The sequence below is a fragment of the Paenibacillus sp. SAFN-117 genome (assembly GCF_051966115.1).
Taxonomy (GTDB): domain Bacteria; phylum Bacillota; class Bacilli; order Paenibacillales; family NBRC-103111; genus Paenibacillus_L; species Paenibacillus_L residui.
Window position 1 is genome coordinate 116,026 of the sequence record NZ_JBQCLK010000004.1, and the last position, 20,202, is coordinate 136,227.

Consider the following 20,202-nt stretch of genomic DNA (forward strand, 5'->3'; position numbering starts at 1 on the left):
AAAACGAACAAATTTATAGTAATACACCTTTGTTGCATTTTCAAGTATTCTACAATCTTTTTTTAAAAAATAAAAATAAAGAACACTCCGGGGAGTGCTCTTTAAACCATGACCTGCTCTTATTTAAAGGATGATTGCGATCAAACCGCCAGAGCCTTCATTAATGATCCGGCCCAAAGTTTCCTGCAGTTTATAACGCGCATTATCCGGCATCATCGCCAATTTTCCTTGAATTCCTTCGCGTACGATGGAATGCAGCGACCGTCCAAAAATATCGGATTCCCATATCTTGAGCGGATTTTCCTCGAAATCCTGCATCAGGTAGCGCACCAATTCTTCGCTTTGCTTCTCGGTGCCGATGATCGGCGAGAATTCGGATTCCACGTCTACCCGAATCATGTGAATGGATGGCGCCGTTGCCCTCAACCGAACCCCGAAGCGAGAGCCCTGACGGATCAATTCGGGTTCGTCAAGCGCCATTTCCGCAAGAGTCGGAGGAGCGATGCCGTAGCCGGTTGTCTTCACCATTTCCAACGCTTCCGCAAATTGGTCATACTCCCTCTTCGCATGAGTGAATTCCTGCATCAATTGCAGCAGATGATCTTTGCCGCGGATTTCCACCCCGACGACTTCCATCAATATTTTGTCATACAATTCGTCCGGAGCGTACAAGTCGATCTCGGCGACGCCCTGACCCATGTTCATTCCGGCCAAAGCCGCCCTGTCAATAAAGTCATATTCCGAGAATTGCCCCACGACCCGGTCTACATCCCGCAGCCTGCGGATGTCCTGTACAGTCTCTCTGACCGAGCTCTCAAAGCTGGTGCGCAGCCAATGGTTTTCCTTCAGAACCATGACCCAGCTGGGCAGGTTGACGTTCACTTCGTGAACAGGGAATTCGTAGAGCACCTCGCGAAGAACGGACATACATTCTTCTTCGCCCATTGTCGCTACACTCATCGCCATAACCGGGATATCGTATTTGGCGGCCAATTCATGACGAAGCTCCTGTGCGGAATCACTGTATGGTTTCATCGTATTAATGATCAGGATGAACGGTTTGCCGACTTCCTTCAGCTCGGCGACGACCCTTTCCTCGGCCTCTACGTAGGAGGAACGTGGAATTTCCGAAATGCTGCCGTCCGTTGTAATGACAACCCCGAGTGTGGAATGCTCTTGAATGACCTTGCGCGTGCCGATCTCGGCCGCTTCCTGGAACGGAATCGGATCGTCGAACCATGGGGTCGAAATCATTCTCGGGCCGTTCTCATCCTCGTATCCCTTGGCCCCTTCCACCGCATAACCGACGCAATCCACCAGGCGCACATTGACATTTAACCCTTCCGTCACGGTGATTTGCACCGCATTGTTAGGAACGAACTTCGGCTCCGTCGTCATAATGGTTCTTCCAGCGGCGCTTTGCGGCAGCTCATCCGTCGCGCGCACACGGTCCGCCTCATTGCGAATATTTGGCAATACTCCTGCTTCCATAAACCGCTTGATGAATGTTGATTTCCCAGTGCGGACCGCTCCCACGACTCCTAGGTAGATGTCACCGCCGGTTCGTTCCGCGATGTCCTTAAAAATATCGATTTTCTCCAAAAAGATCCCCTCCTACAAGGTTTATTGACGAAGCACGCGCTTTGGACGAACCGGAGAACGTTCCCGGATCGGTTCGTGTGCGGCCACACTCGTACATACATTGGACTAGTACTACTATATGTACAGGTTTATGGATTATGACAACATTTAACCCCCTCGCTTCCTTTTCCTAAGGAGTTTTCGACCAACCCCCAATAAAAGAAGGCTACTTCTATCATATATGTGAGAGAGCAACAGGTTATTCTACAAAAAAAACTCTATAGTCATAGATCAATGACCATAGAGTTTATCGGAGCTTGGATTAAGCAGTTCGCGTAACAGCTTGCCTCTCTCAAATCGGGCATTCAGCTCTGTCCGAAAGAGTTTACCAATTTGGGCATACCGTCAATCCATTTATAAGGTAGGGACCACGCCGGCACAAACAAGGATTCCGCAACAAGAATTTCGCGCAGATCCGTATCGGGACCGATCGTTTCCGAACCTTTCTTTTCCATTACCTTCATTATATCGAGTGCATAATCAATATAGACGTCACCCGTATCTTCCACCAAAACAGGAAGCGTCTGGCCGGAATTCGGGCTCTGGATCACCGGCTTCTTCATCCGTAACTGCTCAAAATCGAGCAAATAGACGCCTTCCGCAACCTTCTCCCCCTTAGGGAGCTTTCCCTGCTTGTCCCTATAAGCGAATACTTCTCGCTGAATATCCACCATTTGCTGATACAGGGGCAGATCCATCAGCTTCACCTTGGGCTCTGTTTCAACATCCACCAGAACGTAGATGGCGGTTCCTCCGTTCTCGAACGAATTCGTCGGAACCATGCTCAGCAGGTTGGACTGAGTCAGTTTGTTGAAATCAATGAAATACTTTTCGTATATTGGCGTATCGCTTTCCTTATTTTTGATAGGCAGTACTCCGGTTCTTTCTTTATACTGGTCAACGGCATTCTGCACAATGACAATAAATTCCCCCGAGGCCGGAGCATTCCGCTTCTTCACCTCGCCGGAATACATGCAGCCGCTAAGCAGCATAACCGTCAGTATCAGCATCAGACCGGTTAACGGCTGCCTCCAGCGTCTAGACCAACGCAAGTCAGCTATCATCTCATTCATCCTTTCCGGGCATGTTCAGCCCGTCCTCCTCCTGCCTCTCGGCTAACAGCTTGCGAACCGCTGCCTTGAGCGGATCCTCCGGGATATGAACCTCTACATTCCCGGCTACTCTAGCCTGACATGCCAGTCGGAATCCATCCCCAATCAGGGAGCCAAGCTTCTGCTTCTCGTTCAGGTTAGCAGGGGTAAGCCCAGACTGGTCCGGCACCTTGACTTTGCACATCAGGCAGGCGGCTCTTCCGCCGCAGCGTGTGCGTATATGGGCCTTGGCCCTGCGGCCCGCCTCCAGCAAAGTCGTTCCTGGACGAACGTTAATCTGCCTCTCATCAGGCCAAAACCGTACCTCGTTCATCCTATCTTCCTTTCCCGGCTTTATGCGACGGCATATTCCTGCCGAGCTTATCGGAGTGGATATTACCTTATTTTCAAACTTCTGTCAAACGGCTGATTTGCTCAACAACGGACGGAGTCAACCGATTATCTTCCACAATACGTTCCAAGGCGGGAAAGTATTGATCGGGAGCCTGCTTCATTCTCGCGGCAATTGGCTCATACCGATCCTCCCTCGCCCGGAGGACGTTAAAGACCAGCTCATGAGCCAGCGGCATCAAACGTACCTTACATCCGCCCAAGCCAACCTCCGGGCTGTAAGGAAACAAAGCGCCTACATTGACATGATAGCTGCCGGCAGCGGTTGAAATCCGAAAATCCGAGACCAGCTCTAGCGGCATGCCCGCAATATGGAAGTGAGCAAGCCGGGAGGAATAAATTTCCGTCTCACTCGGCCCAAGCTTGTCCGTCGCGAAATCGTTAAGCAGAGAATAAATCTCCTCCGCATCCTTCGAATCTGTGTATACATCAATATCTCTGGGCTGCCGCGATAAATCGACTCCCTGCAGCAGAAGTCCGCTGCTTCCTCCAAGCAGCCACACGGTGTCGTGGCGGGCTTTCTTCAGCTTCCCGTCCATAACTCTGATCGCGTATTCTACATTATCGTCAAGCTTCATCGTATACCGCGCCTTCCGGTCTAATCTCCAAACTAAACTTCTCAGCAGATTCTTACGATGTTAGACAGTATAACCATCTCATCTATAGGTTTCCATTCTTTATTCCGCACCTGCAGCTGAAAAGTGAAATGACCGGGGTCTTTCAGCAAGAGCCCGGGTTCGATTTCAATCATTCAAAATAGGTGGGGTCCGGCGGGATCGGATTTCTCCTCCGTTTCCTGGTGCGGACTTCTAGAAATAGGTCTTGTTGGTAGCCTTAATCGGTCCGATTTCTTTAATTCTGGCCTGACAGCCGAGGCGGAACCCCTCATCGAATTCCTCCGGATCCAGACGGGCAATTTCCGCTTCCGTAGGTTCCTCGAGTAATTCCATTCCTTGCGAAATGTAGCACCTGCAGCGGGCACAAGTCCCCCTTGTACAGGAAAATCCCCAGTCTACATTATTTTTAAGGGCCAGTTCAAGAATGGACAGGCCCGTTTCAGGTTGTACCGTTTTCTTCCCAAAGCGGCCCACAAGCTCGAGCATTCTTCGATTACCTCCAATGTCAGTTAAATCATGGAAAGCAGCATGTACAGCAAAATCGGAACAAAAAGAAGAAACGCAATAAGAGAAAGGATAAATCGGACAAAGCCTTTGGTTTTTTGTCTGGCATACGTAATCAGCACGGTAGCGACCAGCATCAAGCCCATCGCAACGAACGATGCCCACATTTTATCCAAACTGCTCAAGATTTGATAACCTCTCTTTCCAAAATCCGCATCTTATGTATTATATCATTCTGCTAATTGTTTTTGTAATCCGGTCTAACCAACAAATCGGTGACAATTGTGTGGACATCCAAGCTGTGTACACGGCAGGGAAAATAAGAGCTCTTCGATTCCATGAGATTTAATAGCCCTGTTATTCCGCAAAAAATAAAGGACCGATTTCTCGGCCCCTATTCCTCAATCAAGATTATTTTTTGGATATCATTTTCATCAATTGCTCCAGACTGTTCGGATTCACTTTGCTGCTTTTTACCGCTTGAATAATATCATTCATAGTGGATTCCGACACTTTCACATTGACCAGAGACGATACTTGGCGGATCAACTGCCGGAGCTGCTCTTCGCTCTGCAAGGTGGACGGCTTCACTCCACTGGCCAGCTTCTGAATATCTCTCTCGGAAATGGATTTTCCGGTCTTGTTCTTGACCACGTTCAATATGTCTTTGGGGTTTTGTTTGCCGCTCATCCTTTCCCCTCCCTTAGTCCAGTCTTCGTTGCACTAAGGTATAATATGTACGAAAAGCGGCAAATGTGTAGGCGGGGTACTATCTAATTCCAGCGAAGGTGTCCGCTCTGCGCCACTTCTTCCATTTCATGCGTTGGAACGCGGCCCATTAAATCCTCTACCGCATCTTTAGCCTGTTTGCCATTGAACAATACCTCATACAAAGCCGCTGTAATCGGCATTTCGACCTGATATTTGCCGGATAGTGCGTAAGCGGCCTTGGTTGTCTTCACGCCTTCGACGACCATGCCCATAGTTTCCAGTACTTCTTCCAGAGCGGCTCCCTGTCCAAGCATATGGCCCGCACGCCAATTCCGGCTGTGCCGGCTGGTGCAGGTGACGATCAAGTCGCCGACACCCGCCAGACCGGCGAACGTGAGAGGACTGGCACCCATCGCCGCGCCGAGCCGAGCGATCTCTGCCAACCCGCGGGTCATCAGCGCCGCCTTGGCATTATCCCCAAAGCCGAGGCCATCCGACATCCCTGCTCCGAGAGCAATGATATTCTTCAGAGCGCCGCCGATTTCCACGCCGCTGACGTCCGGATTCGTATAAACGCGAAAATACGAGTTATTCAGCAAATCTTGAGCCGCATATGCGGTCTCCAGACATTGAGCGGCCACTACCACGGTTGTAGGGCTCTTCTGAACCACTTCCTCGGCATGACTCGGACCGGACAATACGACAATTCGGTCATGGTCGTATTCCGGCAGCTCCTCGCTGATGACAGTGGACATGCGCTTGAGCGAATCCGCTTCGAAGCCTTTGGTTGCATGAATTAATAACGAATCGGGACGAAGCCAAGGACGGATTTGACGAACAACCTCCCGCATGCCATGCGAAGGCGAGACCACAAGAACAGCCCGCGAATCCCGGACCGCCTCTTCGATGGAGGTAGTGGCTGTAATATTGTCAGGCAGCACGGTATCCTTCAGAAACCGGCTGTTGCGATGAGTCCGGTTGATTTCCTCCGCCTGCTGTCCGGACCGGGTCCACAGGACGACCTCGTGGTTATTCGAAGCCAGAACCGTTGCAAGCGCCGTTCCCCAGCTTCCGGCTACAAGGACCGTTGTTTTGCTTTTTCCCATCGTATTCCTGCTCCTTCCTTCACGATCCCAGCGGGATCATCGTTTGCTTCCCAGCTTGTTCTCCTGTCCGCGAATCAGCTTCATAATATTCGTCCGGTGACGGACAAAGGAAAATACGGCAATAAGCAAGCTGCCGATCAATACCGGTAGAGGTTCTCCCATTATCCATATAGAAATAGGAAGTAGGCCAGTAAAAATAAGAGAACCCAACGATACGTACCTTGTTATGAATATAGAGCCGATGGCAATAATTCCGGCAAACAGAGCGGGCAGGAAGCAGAGGGTCGCCGTCACGCCGATAGCGGTCGCTATCCCTTTGCCCCCTTTAAAGCCGAAATATACCGGCCAGTTATGCCCTGCAATAACGGAAAGTCCGGCCCATACCGGCACCCAATCGTTTTCTCCTCCGAGCCATCGTCCAATCCATACTGCGGCGATTCCTTTAATCACATCCAGAGCAAGCACAGCGATGGCCGGTCCCTTGCCCAATATTCTCAAAGTATTGGTTGCCCCGGCGTTACCGCTTCCATGCTTGCGGATATCGATTCCCTTCAGCAGCTTCCCCGCAAGAAAGCTGAAGCTGATGGAACCAAGAAGATAACTGATAATCAATGCTGCAAAAACTTGCACTCGCGCTCCCCCTTAACCTTATTCATCCGAAGACTTTTTGCGAGTAATGATTCGTACCGGAGTCCCCTCGAAGTTAAACGACCCCCGTATTTTGTTCTCCAAATACCGCTCATAGGAAAAATGCATCAATTCGGGGTTGTTAACGAATATAACGAAAGTGGGAGGCTTGACAGCTACTTGAGTCACATAATTGATTCGCAGTCTTTTACCTTTGTCGGTTGGCGGCGGATTAATCGCTACGGCATCCATAATGACATCATTCAACAGGTGCGTCGTTATGCGTGCCGCATGATTCTCAGCCACCTCAGACACAACCGGCATCAGCCTGTTCAGCCTCTGCTTCGTCTTCGCCGAAACGAAAAGCACCGGCGCATAAGGCATGAACAAAAAATGATCTCTTATTTTTTGCGTAAACTGCTGTGTAGATTTGTCGTCTTTCTCAATCGCATCCCACTTGTTGACAACGAAGATGCTGGCCTTGCCGGCCTCATGGGCGTACCCGGCAATATGTTTATCCTGCTCGATAATTCCTTCCTCCGCGTTAATGACTATCAGAGCCACGTCGGCGCGTTCTATCGCCTTCATCGCCCTCATGACGCTGTATTTCTCCGTTGTTTCATATACTTTGCCCCGCTTGCGCATTCCGGCCGTATCGATCAGCACATACTGCTGTCCGTCTTTCTCGAACGGGGTATCTATCGCATCGCGAGTCGTCCCGGCGACATCACTGACAATGACCCTTTCTTCACCCAATATGGCATTAACCAGAGAAGATTTGCCGACGTTGGGGCGGCCGATCAAAGCAACCTTGATAACCTCATCGCCATAAGGATCCTCCGTCTCCGGGGGAAAATGTCGGGCTGCGGCTTCCAGCATGTCTCCCAATCCCAACCCGTGAGCACCCGAGATGGCAATCGGATCGCCGAAGCCCAGGCTGTAAAACTCATAAATGAGCTCCTGTCTCTGGATATTGTCCACTTTATTAACGGCCAGCACAACCGGCTTGCCCGATTTGAACAGGATGCGCGCGATTTCTTCATCGTCCGGCGTGACGCCTGCCTTGCCGTCCACCATGAACAGAATGACATCGGCCTCTTCTATCGCTAATTCGGCTTGAACCCGCACCGATCTAAGGATCGAATCTTCTCCATCCAATTCTATACCGCCGGTATCGATGACATTAAAGGATGTTCCGAGCCATTCACCGGTTCCGTATAGCCTGTCTCTTGTAATCCCGGGTTTATCTTCCACGATGGCCATCCGGTCGCCCACGATCCAATTGAAGATCGTTGACTTGCCGACATTGGGACGGCCAACGATGGCAATAACGGGTTTTGCCATTCCATCCACTCCCTATACTCCATGCTTACTCTTTTTTATCCATTCTCCATCATAGCAAAAATGCTTATAAATGGCTAATTAATGTTTAACGATGATCATCGTCCCGTTCTCTAAATCATGGGCCATGGCATCCAGTATTTTCTCCAGCTTGAAGGCTACCGTCTGCAGCTCCTCTTTATTTTCCGTAATAAATAAAGGGGCTCCGCCCGCGTTGACCTTGTCTTTGTGCATCGTTATAATAGCCAGAATCGGCTTGATGTCCATCGTCTTCATCATCCTTTCCAACTAACCGGTGATGGCAGGCTTTCTTGTCTTTCCTCGTTTTTCCTGCTGTACTTGCCTCCGCAAATCCGGATTATATTTTCGCCTGGTTGGGCATCTTTATCGCACTTTCCAGCAGTGGAACGTTGAGGAATACTTTCTCCGCCTTTGTCCCGTCTCTGTCGATAGGCATGAGGAAGACGCCCAGCCGGCCATCGTTAATGTCCAGCTTCGACAAGGGGATAAGGGACGGCTCTCCGGAATCGCGGTAAATCCCCAAGATGGTTGACAAGTCATGCAGCAGCGCCTGCCGCTGTCCAAGATTGGCCAGAGCTAACCGGCCGTTGGTGCTTCTCGGAGTGGCGATCAACCCCAATCCTCGCTTGGCAATCAGCTTCTGCGATTCCTCCAGGCCCACGTTCATGATATAAATGTCTCCGACATACAGATTGGGGCCTTCCACTCTCACTTCCGCACAGCGGACATCCGCAATAGCGCCTACCGTCTTGCCCGACCGGAACCGGAAGCTTATGAATAATGCCAACAAACCGAACAGAACTCCCCAATACCAGGCGAACAAAACACTGAGCAGCGTCGTCACGAATGCGGTAAAAATAACCAGGTAATTCCTCCCTTCGAATACCATTGCAATGCCTTCGATATAAGATGCTCCCCGTGGTACGAGCTCCATCTCATCCAGCTTGGACAAGGTTTCCCTCTCCATATTGCGGACGTCGCGAAACTGCTGGGCTGCCAGCGAGAGAAATGTAACGGCCGTATAATCTTTGCCGAGCAAAGAAGGGACCGCTACAGCACCAAGGCCTGCCGCAATCACTCCCAACGAAATATGGATTATCCGGCCGTGAGGATAAGTAGGATATTGACGGTAATCTGTACGAAGAAGCATGATACGGGTCAATACTCCGTATAAAACTCCTATGATTACCCCGGTCAGAAATTGGTTCTCGATAATTAAGCGCATGCTATTCTTTCTCCTTCCGGGCCTCTGTCCATTGCTGGAACCACGTTCTTGTCATCAAAGCAATGTATCCCAACGCTGCCGTTATGATTCTCGCGCTGAAGGCAAACAGCCACCAATGATCCTTCATATGCCCGAAGCCGAGTCTATAACCGGCCAATGAAGCATGGGAATACATTTGCAGCAAACTGCCGGAAAGAATGCATAGAGTGATACAGGCCAATTGGGCAATCGGATTTCGATACAGGCTGATAACAAGCAAACCGATGAGCAAGCCCAACCAAAGCTGGGAGCTTCCGGGCAGCCCGGCCAAAGATAGCGATATTCCGTTCGCAAGGAAATAAAACAGGCCGAGTGTAAGTCCGCAGGCCATCAAGTAGAAGACGGATATCTCTTCGGGAAGGGCCAACAGCAAGAAGAAGAACAAGATAACAAGTCCGGCGTAGGGTCCGCTTATTGTCCATTGCCCGAGAGAAAACTTCACTTCGGAAAGGGCAAAGCAGCCGATGAAAAACAAAGTGATCGCTCTGGCGGAAACGCCTCTAAGCAGTGCATCCTTCCAACCGCTCACCAACAAGATAACGGTTATACAAATTAATATGTAGGACAAGTATCCCGGATTCATTTCGGCTCACCTGCGCTATATTTTTCCCTGACACTTGCAATTTTAGTATGGATCAATAGGCCGTTTCCCATCCTGCCCTTGTCCGAAATAGAAAAAAGCATCCTGGTACTGATCCAACTTTATGTCGGATCAGTACCAGGATGCTGAATGGCGAACTGCAAAGAAACAGACGGATCCGCAGACCCGTCTGTCGATGGTAGTATTACTTAAACTTGCTCAGCTTGTCGCCGAAACGCTCGCCGAGCGTCAGGCTCAGGCTTTGGTTAGGTTGAGCCACATAATCATTGGCAGAATCTTTCTCCTTGCGGGGCTTCTCCGATTTCGGCGGAGCGGCAGGAGCTTCTTCCGTTTCTTTAATGCTCAGGCTGACACGCTTTTCCGCAGGATTGAGGTCCAGAATTTTAACATTGATTTCCTGTCCTTCTTCCAGTACCTCATGCGGGGTTCCGATATGACGGTGAGCGATTTGAGAAATGTGGACAAGCCCCTCAACTCCCGGAGCAATCTCAACAAACGCTCCGAAGCTTACAAGACGCTTAACCGTACCGGGTACGATGGCCCCTGGTTGAATGTGATCGCCGAGCTGCTCCCAAGGTCCGGGTTGAACAGCCTTCATGCTCAGGCTGATCCGCTCGTTCTCCGGATCTACCTTAAGCACCTGCACCTTCACAATATCGCCTTCCTTAACAAGCTCGGATGCCTGCTCAACATGATGCCAAGCCATTTCCGAAATATGGACCAGCCCATCGATTCCGCCGATGTCTACGAATACGCCGAAAGGAGTCAGACGCTGAACGGCTCCTTCAATTTCCTGCCCTACTTCGATGCTGTTCAAAATTCTTTGCTTGTTGGCTTCGAATTCTTCATCCAGAACATCCTTCTGGGACAGGATGACTTTGTTCTTCTCGCGATCGAGCTCTTTCACTTTCAGGCGCAGGGTGCGTCCTTTATAGTCACTGAAATCTTCGACATAATGGCGCTCCACCATCGAGGCGGGAACAAAGCCGCGAAGTCCTACGTCTACGACAAGACCGCCTTTAACGACGTCGGCCACAGCGGCTTCGATCGTTTCCTGGCTGTCCAGCTTAGCTTGCAATTCATCCCAAGCCTTCTCGCTGTCGACAGCACGCTTGGACAAGACGAGCTTCTCCTTCTCGTCATCAATCGTTACTACCTTCAATTCCACCTCTTGACCTACTTCTACGGCAGCAGCCGCATTTTCCAGCGGAATGGAAGACAGCTCGCGCAATGGGATGATTCCGTCATATTTGTAGCCGATATCGACAAATGCTTGATCGTTATCTACTTTAACGACTTTACCTTGTACGGTATCGCCTTTTTTCAGTGCGGTAATGTTGGCATATCCTGCTTCCGCCTCTGCGGTTTGCTCCGCGTTGGCCTCCGTGTTTTCTTCAGGTGTGTTCTCATGCATTTTTGTTTCCTCAGACATTGTCAATTACCTCCTCGTTTAGCAACCCATATATGTAAAGATGGGCATGATAGACAATTTTTTAAAAGCTGTATAATTCCAAGATACCATGTCCATGCGCAGCAATCAATTTTTCGCCGAATTTTTATGATCGGCGATCATCGCGCGAATCGTTGTCATGATCTTCTCGGTCGCTTTTTCCAAATCCTCCGAGCCGCCTTCAGCGAATTCGGTTAGATCAACTGGCGCCCCATAAAGCACGATCATTTTAGAAAAAGGAGCGTAGCTGCCGACGATGCCGACCGGAATGACGGTCGCCTGGGCTTTAATAGCCAGCATGGCGGCCCCTTTCTTCCCCATTCCCCCTGCATTCTTGCGGGTTCCTTCCGGAAAAATCCCGAGGACGTTGCCGTCTTTCAACAGCTGAATGGACAGGCGGATCGATTCCTTGCTGACTCCTCCCCGTTTGACCGGGAAAGCCCCGAGCTTGTGAATGAGCCATCCGAATCCCGGAATGTTGAATAATTCCTGCTTCGCCATATAGTGGACCTTGCGGTTAACAGGTATGCCGACAACCGGAGGGTCGAAATTGCTGATATGATTGGCACACAGAATCACAGGACCGCTTTCCGGAATATTTTCCAGTCCCTTGGCTTCCAATCGGTACAGGACGGCAAAAATCCCCCTTAATAAGGCTCTGCATACACGATACAGCATTAATTACCTTCCCCCGTCACTTTAGATCGGCATAGCTTGAGCACCGCTTCAACCACCTCGTTCAAATCCATGTCCGAAGTGTCTAGAAGCACCGCATCTTCAGCTTGAACAAGCGGAGAATGTACCCGATTACGATCCATCTCGTCTCTTTGGCAAATTTGCTTCTCCAGCTCGTCCAGGTCGATTCCCGGCTGATTCATTTCCTTGAAGCGGCGTTCAGCACGAATTCTCGGACTTGCAGTTAAGAAAATCTTCACCTCGGCGTCGGGAAGCACTGAGGAACCTATATCTCTTCCATCCATGACGACCCCTTTGGCCGCGGCTATTTTCTTCTGCTTCTCCACAAGCAGCTGCCGCACTTCAGGAATTTGTGCAATGATGGATACGGCCCGGTTCACCTCTTGCGACCGGATAAGCTCTGTCACATTCTCTCCGTCCACATAAACCTGTTGTCCGGACTCGTGAGCGAACAATTCCAGTTTCATATTACGTGCGGTTTCGATAACCGCTTCTGTATCTTCAGGACGAATTCCAAGTTGAAGCGCTTTCCAGGTGATTGCCCGGTACATAGCTCCCGTATCGACGTAAATATAATCCATAGCTTTAGCCACGTGCCGAGCTACCGTGCTTTTGCCCGCTCCTGCAGGGCCGTCTAGAGCAACATTAATTTTCTCCAAAAGTAGTGCCTCCCATAAAATCTGCCAACCGCTTAATACTTTCCTTCTATATTGCACAGGTCCAATAGCGGCCCCGGGCAATAAGAAAGATAACAGACCGTTGACTATAACCCGGCAGATAAAGCTGGAAAAATCTCTTCTCTGCCCGATAATATAACCTGATCCGGTCATCCAAAACAGGCGCAAGAAGCCTGCCAACGCTCAAGATTATACCATAATCAAAGTCATCATTGCAAAAACATCACCTTTTACGGATATCGATCTGCTTTTTGAAACAATATCGGATGATGCTCTGTCGATCCCGTTCGGCGATTTCCGCAAACTGTACTATAATGATTGGTTTTCCGTTCTCTGACTCTGCTCGCCGCACCATATGGCCTGCAAACCGGACCTCTTCCATTGACTGAGGCAGCTTAAGCCGACCCTCCACTAGTCCTCCTTGGGAATAGGACAGTTCACCCGGACAACGGAAGGAAACTCCTCCACCGCTTATATCTTCCGTGATGGCACGAACCGCAGGCCGCCCTTGTACCTCCATAATCAACTCCAGCTGAGCGGGGACGCGAAGGAAGCTGCGCCGCTGAATTTTGCTCACTGTACCCGGTTCGGGTTTCTTCAATCTAATTAAGTCTATGTTATCTTTGCGGTAACCGAGGACGCGGGATGGAAAATAATATTTCATTCCTCCTTCGGCAATAAATACGATTTCCAATTCATCTCCTATATGTAGACGCTTTAAACGGCCGGTTGTTTCGTGAATAGGAATTTGGATATCCAGAGCATCGTCCGAAACATCGGCTATACGCGATTTATATTCTTGTCCGGTTCCATCCTCGCCACAGGACAGAATGTATAACGAAATAACTTGATTGATATCTGGAAGCAAGTCCTCCACCTCCCAATAGGTATTAATACCTAGTTCTATTATACCATTTTTTTCTTGACAAAAAAGCCCTTTACAAGCAAAAAAAAGAAGAAGCCCTGGAACTCAAGGACTCCTTCCCAATATTTACCGCCGGTTTTTATTGAGCTGCTACAACATCTTGCTGGCGCAGGGGCTCCACTTTTTCCTCAACACCGCTGTTTGCATTTATAAATATTTTATAGTTTGAGCCGTTAACTTTTCCAGTAAATTCATAGCTGAGCGTTTCCTGATCCATATCGTTGCGAATGAGACATAAACGGGTTCCCGTCACCTCAAATTGCGTATTTAACGATTTGCGTGCTTCTTCCTCGGTTAAGGATGGCTTCCCGATCTCCCTGTCCTTGTGCTCGAGAACATAATCGGCGGCATGCAGTCCAAGTACTTCCCCGTTGTCCAGGGCCACTTCAACAACCATCTTCTCGGGATACACCACTACGTCGTTAATCCGGTTGGCAAAGGTAAGACTCGCTACATTGGCATATTCGTCTACAGACACCGGAGCCATCGTAGAAAAGCCGTGATGATCCAGAAACTCCAATGCCGAATCGCGGGCTGCCCGAAGGTCTATCGTCTTCTCCGTAACTTCTCTCGGTGCCATATACCAGATCAACTGGCCGCCCTTCTTCGTGTAATCCAGGTGGACTTCCCGGTCGGTACCCGGCTTCACGCCGGACACGGAGAAGGTGTTCGCCTCGGTGCCGGCTCCATTCTCATTAACCTGCAGGCTTCCGTCATCCTGAACTCCAAGAAATTGTACGGCCCGTTGCTTCACCTCTTCCGCTGTCACTTCGTCTCCCGATAAAGCGGAGAACGACTTGTCCTGGTTAACGGTAGCCATCGTCGGTCCCCAATCCACTTCCGGATATTGGCTTACCTTCTGGTCCACCAATTGAAAACCGTCCACAATGACGTTGTCCAGCTTCTGCCCTTGCGAAGCTACCGCCACCTCTACATCCATCCAGCGCAGATTGTTGGCGATAATCTGATCCTGGACGCCTCGCAGCTCGTCTCTGATCTCTTTGGCCCTTTCATATAGGGTAAACAAAGCCTTCGATTCTTCCTCATTCAGAGGCTGCTTGGATAGATCTCTTACAGCAGTACGGTACGAAAATTTGGAGATATTGTCCAGAAAAAGAGCCGTTTTATTGAAGGGCAGCAGTGTTAAAGGAAGCTGGCTGATTTCATTCTGCGCCTGACTGGTAATTCTCCAGACATTGACAAGCCCTTTCCGGTACATATCGTGGGATCCGGAATTCACTGCGAGCGTATTGCCAAGCTCGGTATGCAGTTTATCCATGTGAGCGGTCAGGTCATGGAACGCTCTCTGGTATTGATTCTCCGCCTTGATTAATACCGTATTCTTCTCCCGGTTCTCCTGGTAGCCCCACACCCCCGTTCCGATTAGAGCAATGAGTAGTATCGGGAACATTACAGCGCTCAATCGCTTATACATACTTATATTCTCTCCTTTTAAATCAGCATTAGATGCACATAGCTTTCGTTAAAAGGAAAGGCTTTATTCATGCCCGGAGGGATAGATTAATCGCCCTACCCACAGGCTATGGAAGGTCAAAACAACAAAACAGAGGCTTCACAGCCTCTGTTCTCAGTCGTAATCCAGTATGTCGATATCAAAATCTCTTTCATTATCGCACAAACAACGTTTGAACCCGGTTTCGATCCGTCCCTTCTCCCGGTTTCCCTTCAGCACGAACCGCTCACCGCACGCTTTGCAGCGGATGCTTACTTTGACACGTGGATGCAAGCCTCATCCATCCTTCCCGAAAGGTATTCAACTAATTCTGATATCCGTCATTATTAGCTGAATGTGGACATTTTAACCTCTTCCTGCGGATGAAGGTGCCGACGGGAGGATCTGTCATTCGCTTTGCGCACCTTGCGCAAGCTTCTTACCCACAAAAATACCATAAACACAGCGATCAAAAACATCCAGTTGGTTCTCAGCAGCAGGATGTAATCGAATAACCCGTGATACAATATAGGGATACATATGGCAAATAGTAGAAAGCGTTTCTCTCGCTGTTGGGAAAACTTCGCTCTGCCCAGATGATATCCCATGGATACTCCGAACAGAGCATGACCCGAAACGGGGAGCAAAGCCCGAAGGAGCAAATCCGAGAATGTGACAAAATTCAACAGCGCGTAAAAAACATTCTCCACCGTCGCAAAACCCGCCGATACGGCAACGGAATATACAATTCCATCGTAAGGCTCATCGAAAAACGCATGCTTGTATAGAACGAAGTAAAGCACGAACCATTTAAAAAACTCTTCAACTCCGGCAGAATATACGAAGGAATATAATACAGGACTCTCTCCCAATCCAAGGACAAGCGCCCGCTGCAGCACCATGGTCGGAAACACGAGCAGCGCCCCGAACAAAAACATTCTGGCCACCATGTGCACAGGCTCGGGATCATACCGGTCCTTAAGATAAAAGTAAACTAGGAGTGCCATTCCTGGCGCAATCGCAGCCGTCAGAAGCGACAGCCAGAGCATTTAGACCCAGCCCCGGAATTTCGCCGCTTCCGCCATTTTTCTTGCTCCTACCATATAAGCGGCCAATCTCATATCTACTCCGCGTGTCTGATGCAATTGATAAACGTTCTCGAAGCCTTGAATCATAACCTCATGAAGCTTCTTGTAAACCTCTTCCTCCGTCCAGTAATAGCCCTGATTGTTCTGGACCCACTCGAAATAAGATACGACTACGCCTCCGGCACTGGCCAGAACGTCAGGAACAAGAAGTATTCCCCGTTCCGTCAATATTTTGGTCGCCTCGAGCGTTGTCGGTCCGTTGGCGGCCTCAACGACAATTCCCGCTTTGATCAGATGGGCGTTCTCATGAGTAATCTGATTCTCGATCGCGGCAGGAACAAGTATATCGCAAGGCTGTTCGAGAAGCTCTTTATTCGAAATCGTGTTGCTGAATAATTTGGTGACTGTCCCGAAGGAATCTCTTCGATCGAGCAAATATTCTATATCCAGGCCCTTCTCGTCATAGAGCGCGCCATATACGTCTGAAATACCGAGCACTTTGGCTCCCGCTTCGTGCATCATCTTAGCCAGGTAGCTTCCCGCATTGCCGAATCCTTGGATAATGATCCGGGCATCCTTCACATCTATTCCCCGCTTCTTGAGCGCCTGATCGATCATGATGGTAACCCCTTTGGCCGTCGCCGTTTCCCTTCCCTGCGAGCCACCAAGCACAATCGGCTTTCCGGTAATGAATCCCGGAGCGTCAAATTCGCGAATCCGGCTGTATTCATCCAGCATCCAAGCCATGATCTGGGAGTTCGTCATCACATCGGGCGCCGGAATATCCTTGGTCGGTCCGACCAATTGGCTGATGGCTCTGACATAGCCGCGGCTCAGCCTCTCCAATTCGCCGAACGACATCTCTCTCGGGTCACAGATGATACCACCCTTACCCCCGCCGTACGGCAAGTTAACAATGCCGCACTTCAGACTCATCCAGATGGACAGAGCCTTCACTTCGTCCTCGGTCACGTCGGGATGAAAGCGAACTCCTCCTTTAGTGGGGCCTACGGCATCGTTATGCTGCGCCCGGTATCCGGTAAAGACTTTAATCTTGCCGTCATCCATCCGGACGGGAATGCGGACGGTAAGCATACGTAACGGTTCTTTGAGAAGCTCGAACATTTCCTCCGAATAACCCAGTTTGGTCAGTGCCTCTTTCACTACTACTTGAGTCGAATGCAACACATTTAAATTTTCTGTTCCTCCCATGGATTCCACTCCGTTCAAAGAATGATCGTGCTAAGCCGCCCCGCGGCCAATCACCGTCGTCTCTATCCAGCAGTCGCTGTTACTAGCATACCACCAAGCCTCAGGATGTTTCCACAAAATCAACCGGATTTCGACATTTTTTCAGGCTTGTCCACACAGGATGACGGGTCGTGTATAGGATTTGGAATGATGAACGCCCGCCGGTATCTGCCTGGTCCACGAGGATAATAAAGTTCTATATGGATCGAAGCCAAGTCTGGTTATACAGCGCTAAGCCCCGGGATTCCTGACGCAGCAAAAAGCATCCGTCAAAAACAGAAGTTTTTGAAGATGCCTGAAATATTTATGTCACTTGAAATGAGTACACAAAACTTGAATGGCGTCCTGCCGGATGACTGCTTTCCCGTATTCCTCCAATACAGCCGGAGTTACCGAAGCTGCGTCCCCATATTCCGACAAAACAGCAATAATCGCCTGGTAATTACTGTCTTTCTCATCCATTCCTGCAGGATCAAGCTGAAGAATCCATTTATTCTGGTAAGAGTAAAGCGTACCGCCGTCCTTAACGAGCGGGTTAATCACCTTCGCCATTCTGAGCAGCTCTTCAAAGTCATGGAAGACGTAGGAGATCGTATCGCTTTGCTCCAGTGTTACCTCCATCTCATAGATATCTTCCTCTTCATCCAAGAGAGAGTCCTGGGAATCGGAGCCGTTCATCTTCCCTCTCGTAACGATGACCACCATTCCTTGGGCAGGCAGTGCGAACACTTCTACAGCAAGGGGACCTGTCGCGTCGAACCCGAGTTCCGAATAAGCCTGCTCCATCATTTCGCTGAACAGTTCATGAACCTTGGGAATTTCTCGCCACATATCTTCCTTCTGAATACCGCGTTCGGTCAAATCGTCAAAGGTTAGGAAAATTCTTATTTTATCCGAACTTAACCGCTCAATCTTCATATAGGACCCCCCTTCTACTTTCACATCTGTCGTTTGGAACCCTAATAACAGATTATGAAAAATATGATTAATTGTGCTTTGGATTGTATAAAAGTTTATAGCACTATTATTATAGCATGTTCTTCTTCTTTATGGCCAATTTGTTGCAAAAAGATTGAGGGATAATAGTTTATTTCGGCAGCGTATTCCTTTCTTTGGTTTTACAATTGGGAGCCTAATAAATGATCTATAAAAAAGCTTTACTAATTATGTATTCGCTTCTTCGATTTACGGCCGCCCGGAAAATAAACCGTACCGTCTGAAGGCGGCATGCAGAATCGTAAATATCAGGAGTTAAATGGTAATTCATCCCACAAACACATTTGAACTTATACTTTCAATTTGGATAAAAAACCTAGCGGGACAACTTACCGCTAGGCCTGTGCTCATGAAGTCAGATTAAGAGCGAATAGGGCTGAATTCCGACTTTTGGTTCTGATTATGCTCCAATATTTCCTGCACCGTCGCTGTAAGCTCGGGATCCTTGCTAACAATTTCCTCAACGTCCTTGAGCTGATACTTGGACGTTTGCGTATTATCAGCGATGCTGCCGGCAGTCTTGGCTTCAGGCTGCTTTGGTTCGCTCGAAGCTCCGGTCTGGCTGGTTGCTGAAGCAAATCCGAAAACTTTGGAATTGGACATCATCTTCTGAGCTGAACCGGCAGCTTGGACAAGTCCGGACCAAACTTTATCGCGGTTGCGGCTGACATAGATGGCTGCCGCTGCTCCTGCAATTCCACCCATTAAAAAAGTGGCCATGCGCATTGATTTCGCCTCCCTAATAGTTACTTGATTCCGGTTCACAATTTATTGTTTGCCTGCTATATCAAACTTATCGCCGTGAAAAACAGGAAACCTCCGCCGGGCTGGGATTTCATGCCGATCTTAGTTACAATAGGGTGTATCCGGTTTACTTTTACGCAGCGATTTTAACTAATCATGGGAGAGATATTTATGAAAAAGACTTGGATAGTTCTTACTCTGGGGACGGTTCTCCTCACGGCTTGCTCCGCTCCTTCCGCCGCGAACGGGCCGTCTGCTTCACCTGCGGATCCGATACCGTCCGCTACGCCGGTTCCGTCTCCGGAGCCGCCGGCAGATCCGACACCTGAGCCCGTTCCGGAGGCTCCTGCCATTGCCTATCGGATGAAAGACAATTACGCCCTGACTCCTTTAGATCCCGATGGAAACAAGAAGATGGTGCTGCTGACTTTTGACGATGGCCCGAAGGATAAGGAAATGATTGAATCCATGCTGGACACCCTCGACAAGCATGAGGCCAAAGCGATTTTTTTCGTCAATGGCTATCGGATTAAACAGAACCCCGAGCTGCTCCAGTTGATCCACGATCGGGGGCAAATCATTGGGAATCATTCTTGGGACCATATTGATTTGAAAAACGAAAGCAAGGAAACGATTGATCAGCAAATTGAAGACGTTCAGAAGATTGTCGCCGAGATGGTCGGCAGTGCGCCGAAGTTTTTCCGCCCTCCGTTCGGTTCGGCGAACGACTACGTGAAGGAGAAGGTGAAGGAAGAAGGAGCGCTCTTCATGACCTGGTCCAACGGCTCCCTGGACTGGGACGCATCGGCCAAGAACAAGCCGGAGGTCGTTATTCAAAATGTTCTGGACCAGCTTCATCCGGGAAGCAATATTCTCATGCATGAGCTCCCATGGACCGTTGAGGCGCTGGACACCTTGCTGGACAAACTCGAAGAGGAAGGCTACGGATTCATTGATCCCCGCACAATAGAAACGGATAGCCCTTGA

Annotated in this window: 24 protein-coding genes; 1 reads left to right on the forward strand and 23 read right to left on the reverse strand. The window is 49.5% G+C overall.

The features are described from left to right. Positions 1 to 123 precede the first annotated feature (123 nt). The 23 genes from spoIVA to ACTHRH_RS04430 all read right to left on the reverse strand — a co-directional run bounded on the left by spoIVA (position 124) and on the right by ACTHRH_RS04430 (position 19,197). Positions 124 to 1,602, reverse strand: coding sequence for a stage IV sporulation protein A (gene spoIVA / locus ACTHRH_RS04320; protein ID WP_144933324.1), 1,479 nt, complete (start codon positions 1,600 to 1,602; stop codon positions 124 to 126). 344 nt (positions 1,603 to 1,946) lie between these two features. Continuing rightward, entirely contained in the window at positions 1,947 to 2,705 is a 759-nt protein-coding gene (locus ACTHRH_RS04325) for a hypothetical protein (protein WP_144933325.1), read from the reverse strand. Position 2,706: 1 nt separating this feature from the next. Beyond that, positions 2,707 to 3,066 carry a 2Fe-2S iron-sulfur cluster-binding protein gene (locus tag ACTHRH_RS04330; protein WP_150959807.1) on the reverse strand — a complete coding sequence of 120 codons (360 nt, stop codon included), beginning with the start codon at positions 3,064 to 3,066 and terminating at the stop codon, positions 2,707 to 2,709. Positions 3,067 to 3,139: 73 nt separating this feature from the next. After that, positions 3,140 to 3,721, reverse strand: a complete 582-nt coding sequence (locus tag ACTHRH_RS04335) for a nucleotidyltransferase domain-containing protein (RefSeq protein ID WP_150959806.1) — start codon at positions 3,719 to 3,721, stop codon at positions 3,140 to 3,142. A 231-nt stretch (positions 3,722 to 3,952) separates the two neighbouring features. Further along, a complete protein-coding gene (locus ACTHRH_RS04340) occupies positions 3,953 to 4,246 on the reverse strand; it encodes a 2Fe-2S iron-sulfur cluster-binding protein (RefSeq protein WP_144933328.1) in 294 nt (97 codons plus the stop codon). A gap of 23 nt (positions 4,247 to 4,269) precedes the next feature. Next, positions 4,270 to 4,449, reverse strand: a complete 180-nt coding sequence (locus tag ACTHRH_RS04345) for a DUF2768 family protein (protein WP_144933329.1) — start codon at positions 4,447 to 4,449, stop codon at positions 4,270 to 4,272. A gap of 226 nt (positions 4,450 to 4,675) precedes the next feature. Next, positions 4,676 to 4,954: a stage VI sporulation protein F gene (locus ACTHRH_RS04350; protein ID WP_150959805.1), complete on the reverse strand. Its 279-nt coding sequence runs from the start codon at positions 4,952 to 4,954 to the stop codon at positions 4,676 to 4,678. A gap of 83 nt (positions 4,955 to 5,037) precedes the next feature. Beyond that, entirely contained in the window at positions 5,038 to 6,081 is a 1,044-nt protein-coding gene (locus tag ACTHRH_RS04355; RefSeq protein WP_144933331.1) for an NAD(P)H-dependent glycerol-3-phosphate dehydrogenase, read from the reverse strand. A 36-nt stretch (positions 6,082 to 6,117) separates the two neighbouring features. Beyond that, positions 6,118 to 6,711 carry a glycerol-3-phosphate 1-O-acyltransferase PlsY gene (gene plsY / locus ACTHRH_RS04360; protein WP_144933332.1) on the reverse strand — a complete coding sequence of 198 codons (594 nt, stop codon included), beginning with the start codon at positions 6,709 to 6,711 and terminating at the stop codon, positions 6,118 to 6,120. Between the two features lie 18 nt (positions 6,712 to 6,729). Then, positions 6,730 to 8,052, reverse strand: a complete 1,323-nt coding sequence (der, locus tag ACTHRH_RS04365) for a ribosome biogenesis GTPase Der (RefSeq protein ID WP_144933333.1) — start codon at positions 8,050 to 8,052, stop codon at positions 6,730 to 6,732. A 78-nt stretch (positions 8,053 to 8,130) separates the two neighbouring features. Next, positions 8,131 to 8,316 (reverse strand): capping complex subunit for YIEGIA, encoded by a 186-nt coding sequence (locus ACTHRH_RS04370; protein ID WP_186328190.1) that lies wholly within the window; start codon positions 8,314 to 8,316, stop codon positions 8,131 to 8,133. A gap of 91 nt (positions 8,317 to 8,407) precedes the next feature. After that, on the reverse strand, positions 8,408 to 9,295 hold the full coding sequence (locus ACTHRH_RS04375; protein ID WP_144933334.1) for a YIEGIA family protein: 888 nt from the start codon (positions 9,293 to 9,295) through the stop codon (positions 8,408 to 8,410). Position 9,296: 1 nt separating this feature from the next. Further along, positions 9,297 to 9,917: a hypothetical protein gene (locus ACTHRH_RS04380; RefSeq protein ID WP_379285569.1), complete on the reverse strand. Its 621-nt coding sequence runs from the start codon at positions 9,915 to 9,917 to the stop codon at positions 9,297 to 9,299. 202 nt (positions 9,918 to 10,119) lie between these two features. Beyond that, entirely contained in the window at positions 10,120 to 11,367 is a 1,248-nt protein-coding gene (gene rpsA / locus ACTHRH_RS04385; RefSeq protein WP_186328191.1) for a 30S ribosomal protein S1, read from the reverse strand. A gap of 105 nt (positions 11,368 to 11,472) precedes the next feature. After that, a complete protein-coding gene (locus ACTHRH_RS04390) occupies positions 11,473 to 12,063 on the reverse strand; it encodes a lysophospholipid acyltransferase family protein (protein WP_144933336.1) in 591 nt (196 codons plus the stop codon). Beyond that, on the reverse strand, positions 12,063 to 12,740 hold the full coding sequence (gene cmk, locus ACTHRH_RS04395; protein ID WP_144933337.1) for a (d)CMP kinase: 678 nt from the start codon (positions 12,738 to 12,740) through the stop codon (positions 12,063 to 12,065). The genes ACTHRH_RS04390 and cmk overlap by 1 nt, the downstream gene beginning before the upstream one ends. Before the next feature lie 241 nt (positions 12,741 to 12,981). Then, positions 12,982 to 13,626, reverse strand: a complete 645-nt coding sequence (locus ACTHRH_RS04400) for a flagellar brake protein (protein ID WP_186328192.1) — start codon at positions 13,624 to 13,626, stop codon at positions 12,982 to 12,984. Positions 13,627 to 13,762: 136 nt separating this feature from the next. Next, a complete protein-coding gene (gene ypeB, locus ACTHRH_RS04405) occupies positions 13,763 to 15,118 on the reverse strand; it encodes a germination protein YpeB (protein ID WP_144933339.1) in 1,356 nt (451 codons plus the stop codon). A 153-nt stretch (positions 15,119 to 15,271) separates the two neighbouring features. Beyond that, a complete protein-coding gene (locus ACTHRH_RS04410) occupies positions 15,272 to 15,430 on the reverse strand; it encodes a hypothetical protein (RefSeq protein ID WP_186328193.1) in 159 nt (52 codons plus the stop codon). Positions 15,431 to 15,483: 53 nt separating this feature from the next. Then, positions 15,484 to 16,185 (reverse strand): glutamic-type intramembrane protease PrsW, encoded by a 702-nt coding sequence (gene prsW, locus ACTHRH_RS04415; RefSeq protein WP_144933340.1) that lies wholly within the window; start codon positions 16,183 to 16,185, stop codon positions 15,484 to 15,486. Beyond that, on the reverse strand, positions 16,186 to 17,436 hold the full coding sequence (locus ACTHRH_RS04420) for a Glu/Leu/Phe/Val family dehydrogenase (protein WP_144933341.1): 1,251 nt from the start codon (positions 17,434 to 17,436) through the stop codon (positions 16,186 to 16,188). A gap of 348 nt (positions 17,437 to 17,784) precedes the next feature. Beyond that, positions 17,785 to 18,393, reverse strand: a complete 609-nt coding sequence (locus ACTHRH_RS04425; protein ID WP_144933342.1) for a genetic competence negative regulator — start codon at positions 18,391 to 18,393, stop codon at positions 17,785 to 17,787. 438 nt (positions 18,394 to 18,831) lie between these two features. Next, on the reverse strand, positions 18,832 to 19,197 hold the full coding sequence (locus tag ACTHRH_RS04430; RefSeq protein ID WP_150959800.1) for a hypothetical protein: 366 nt from the start codon (positions 19,195 to 19,197) through the stop codon (positions 18,832 to 18,834). Between the two features lie 189 nt (positions 19,198 to 19,386). Between ACTHRH_RS04430 and ACTHRH_RS04435 the strand changes: the two genes are divergently transcribed. Continuing rightward, positions 19,387 to 20,202, forward strand: coding sequence for a polysaccharide deacetylase family protein (locus ACTHRH_RS04435; RefSeq protein ID WP_144933344.1), 816 nt, complete (start codon positions 19,387 to 19,389; stop codon positions 20,200 to 20,202).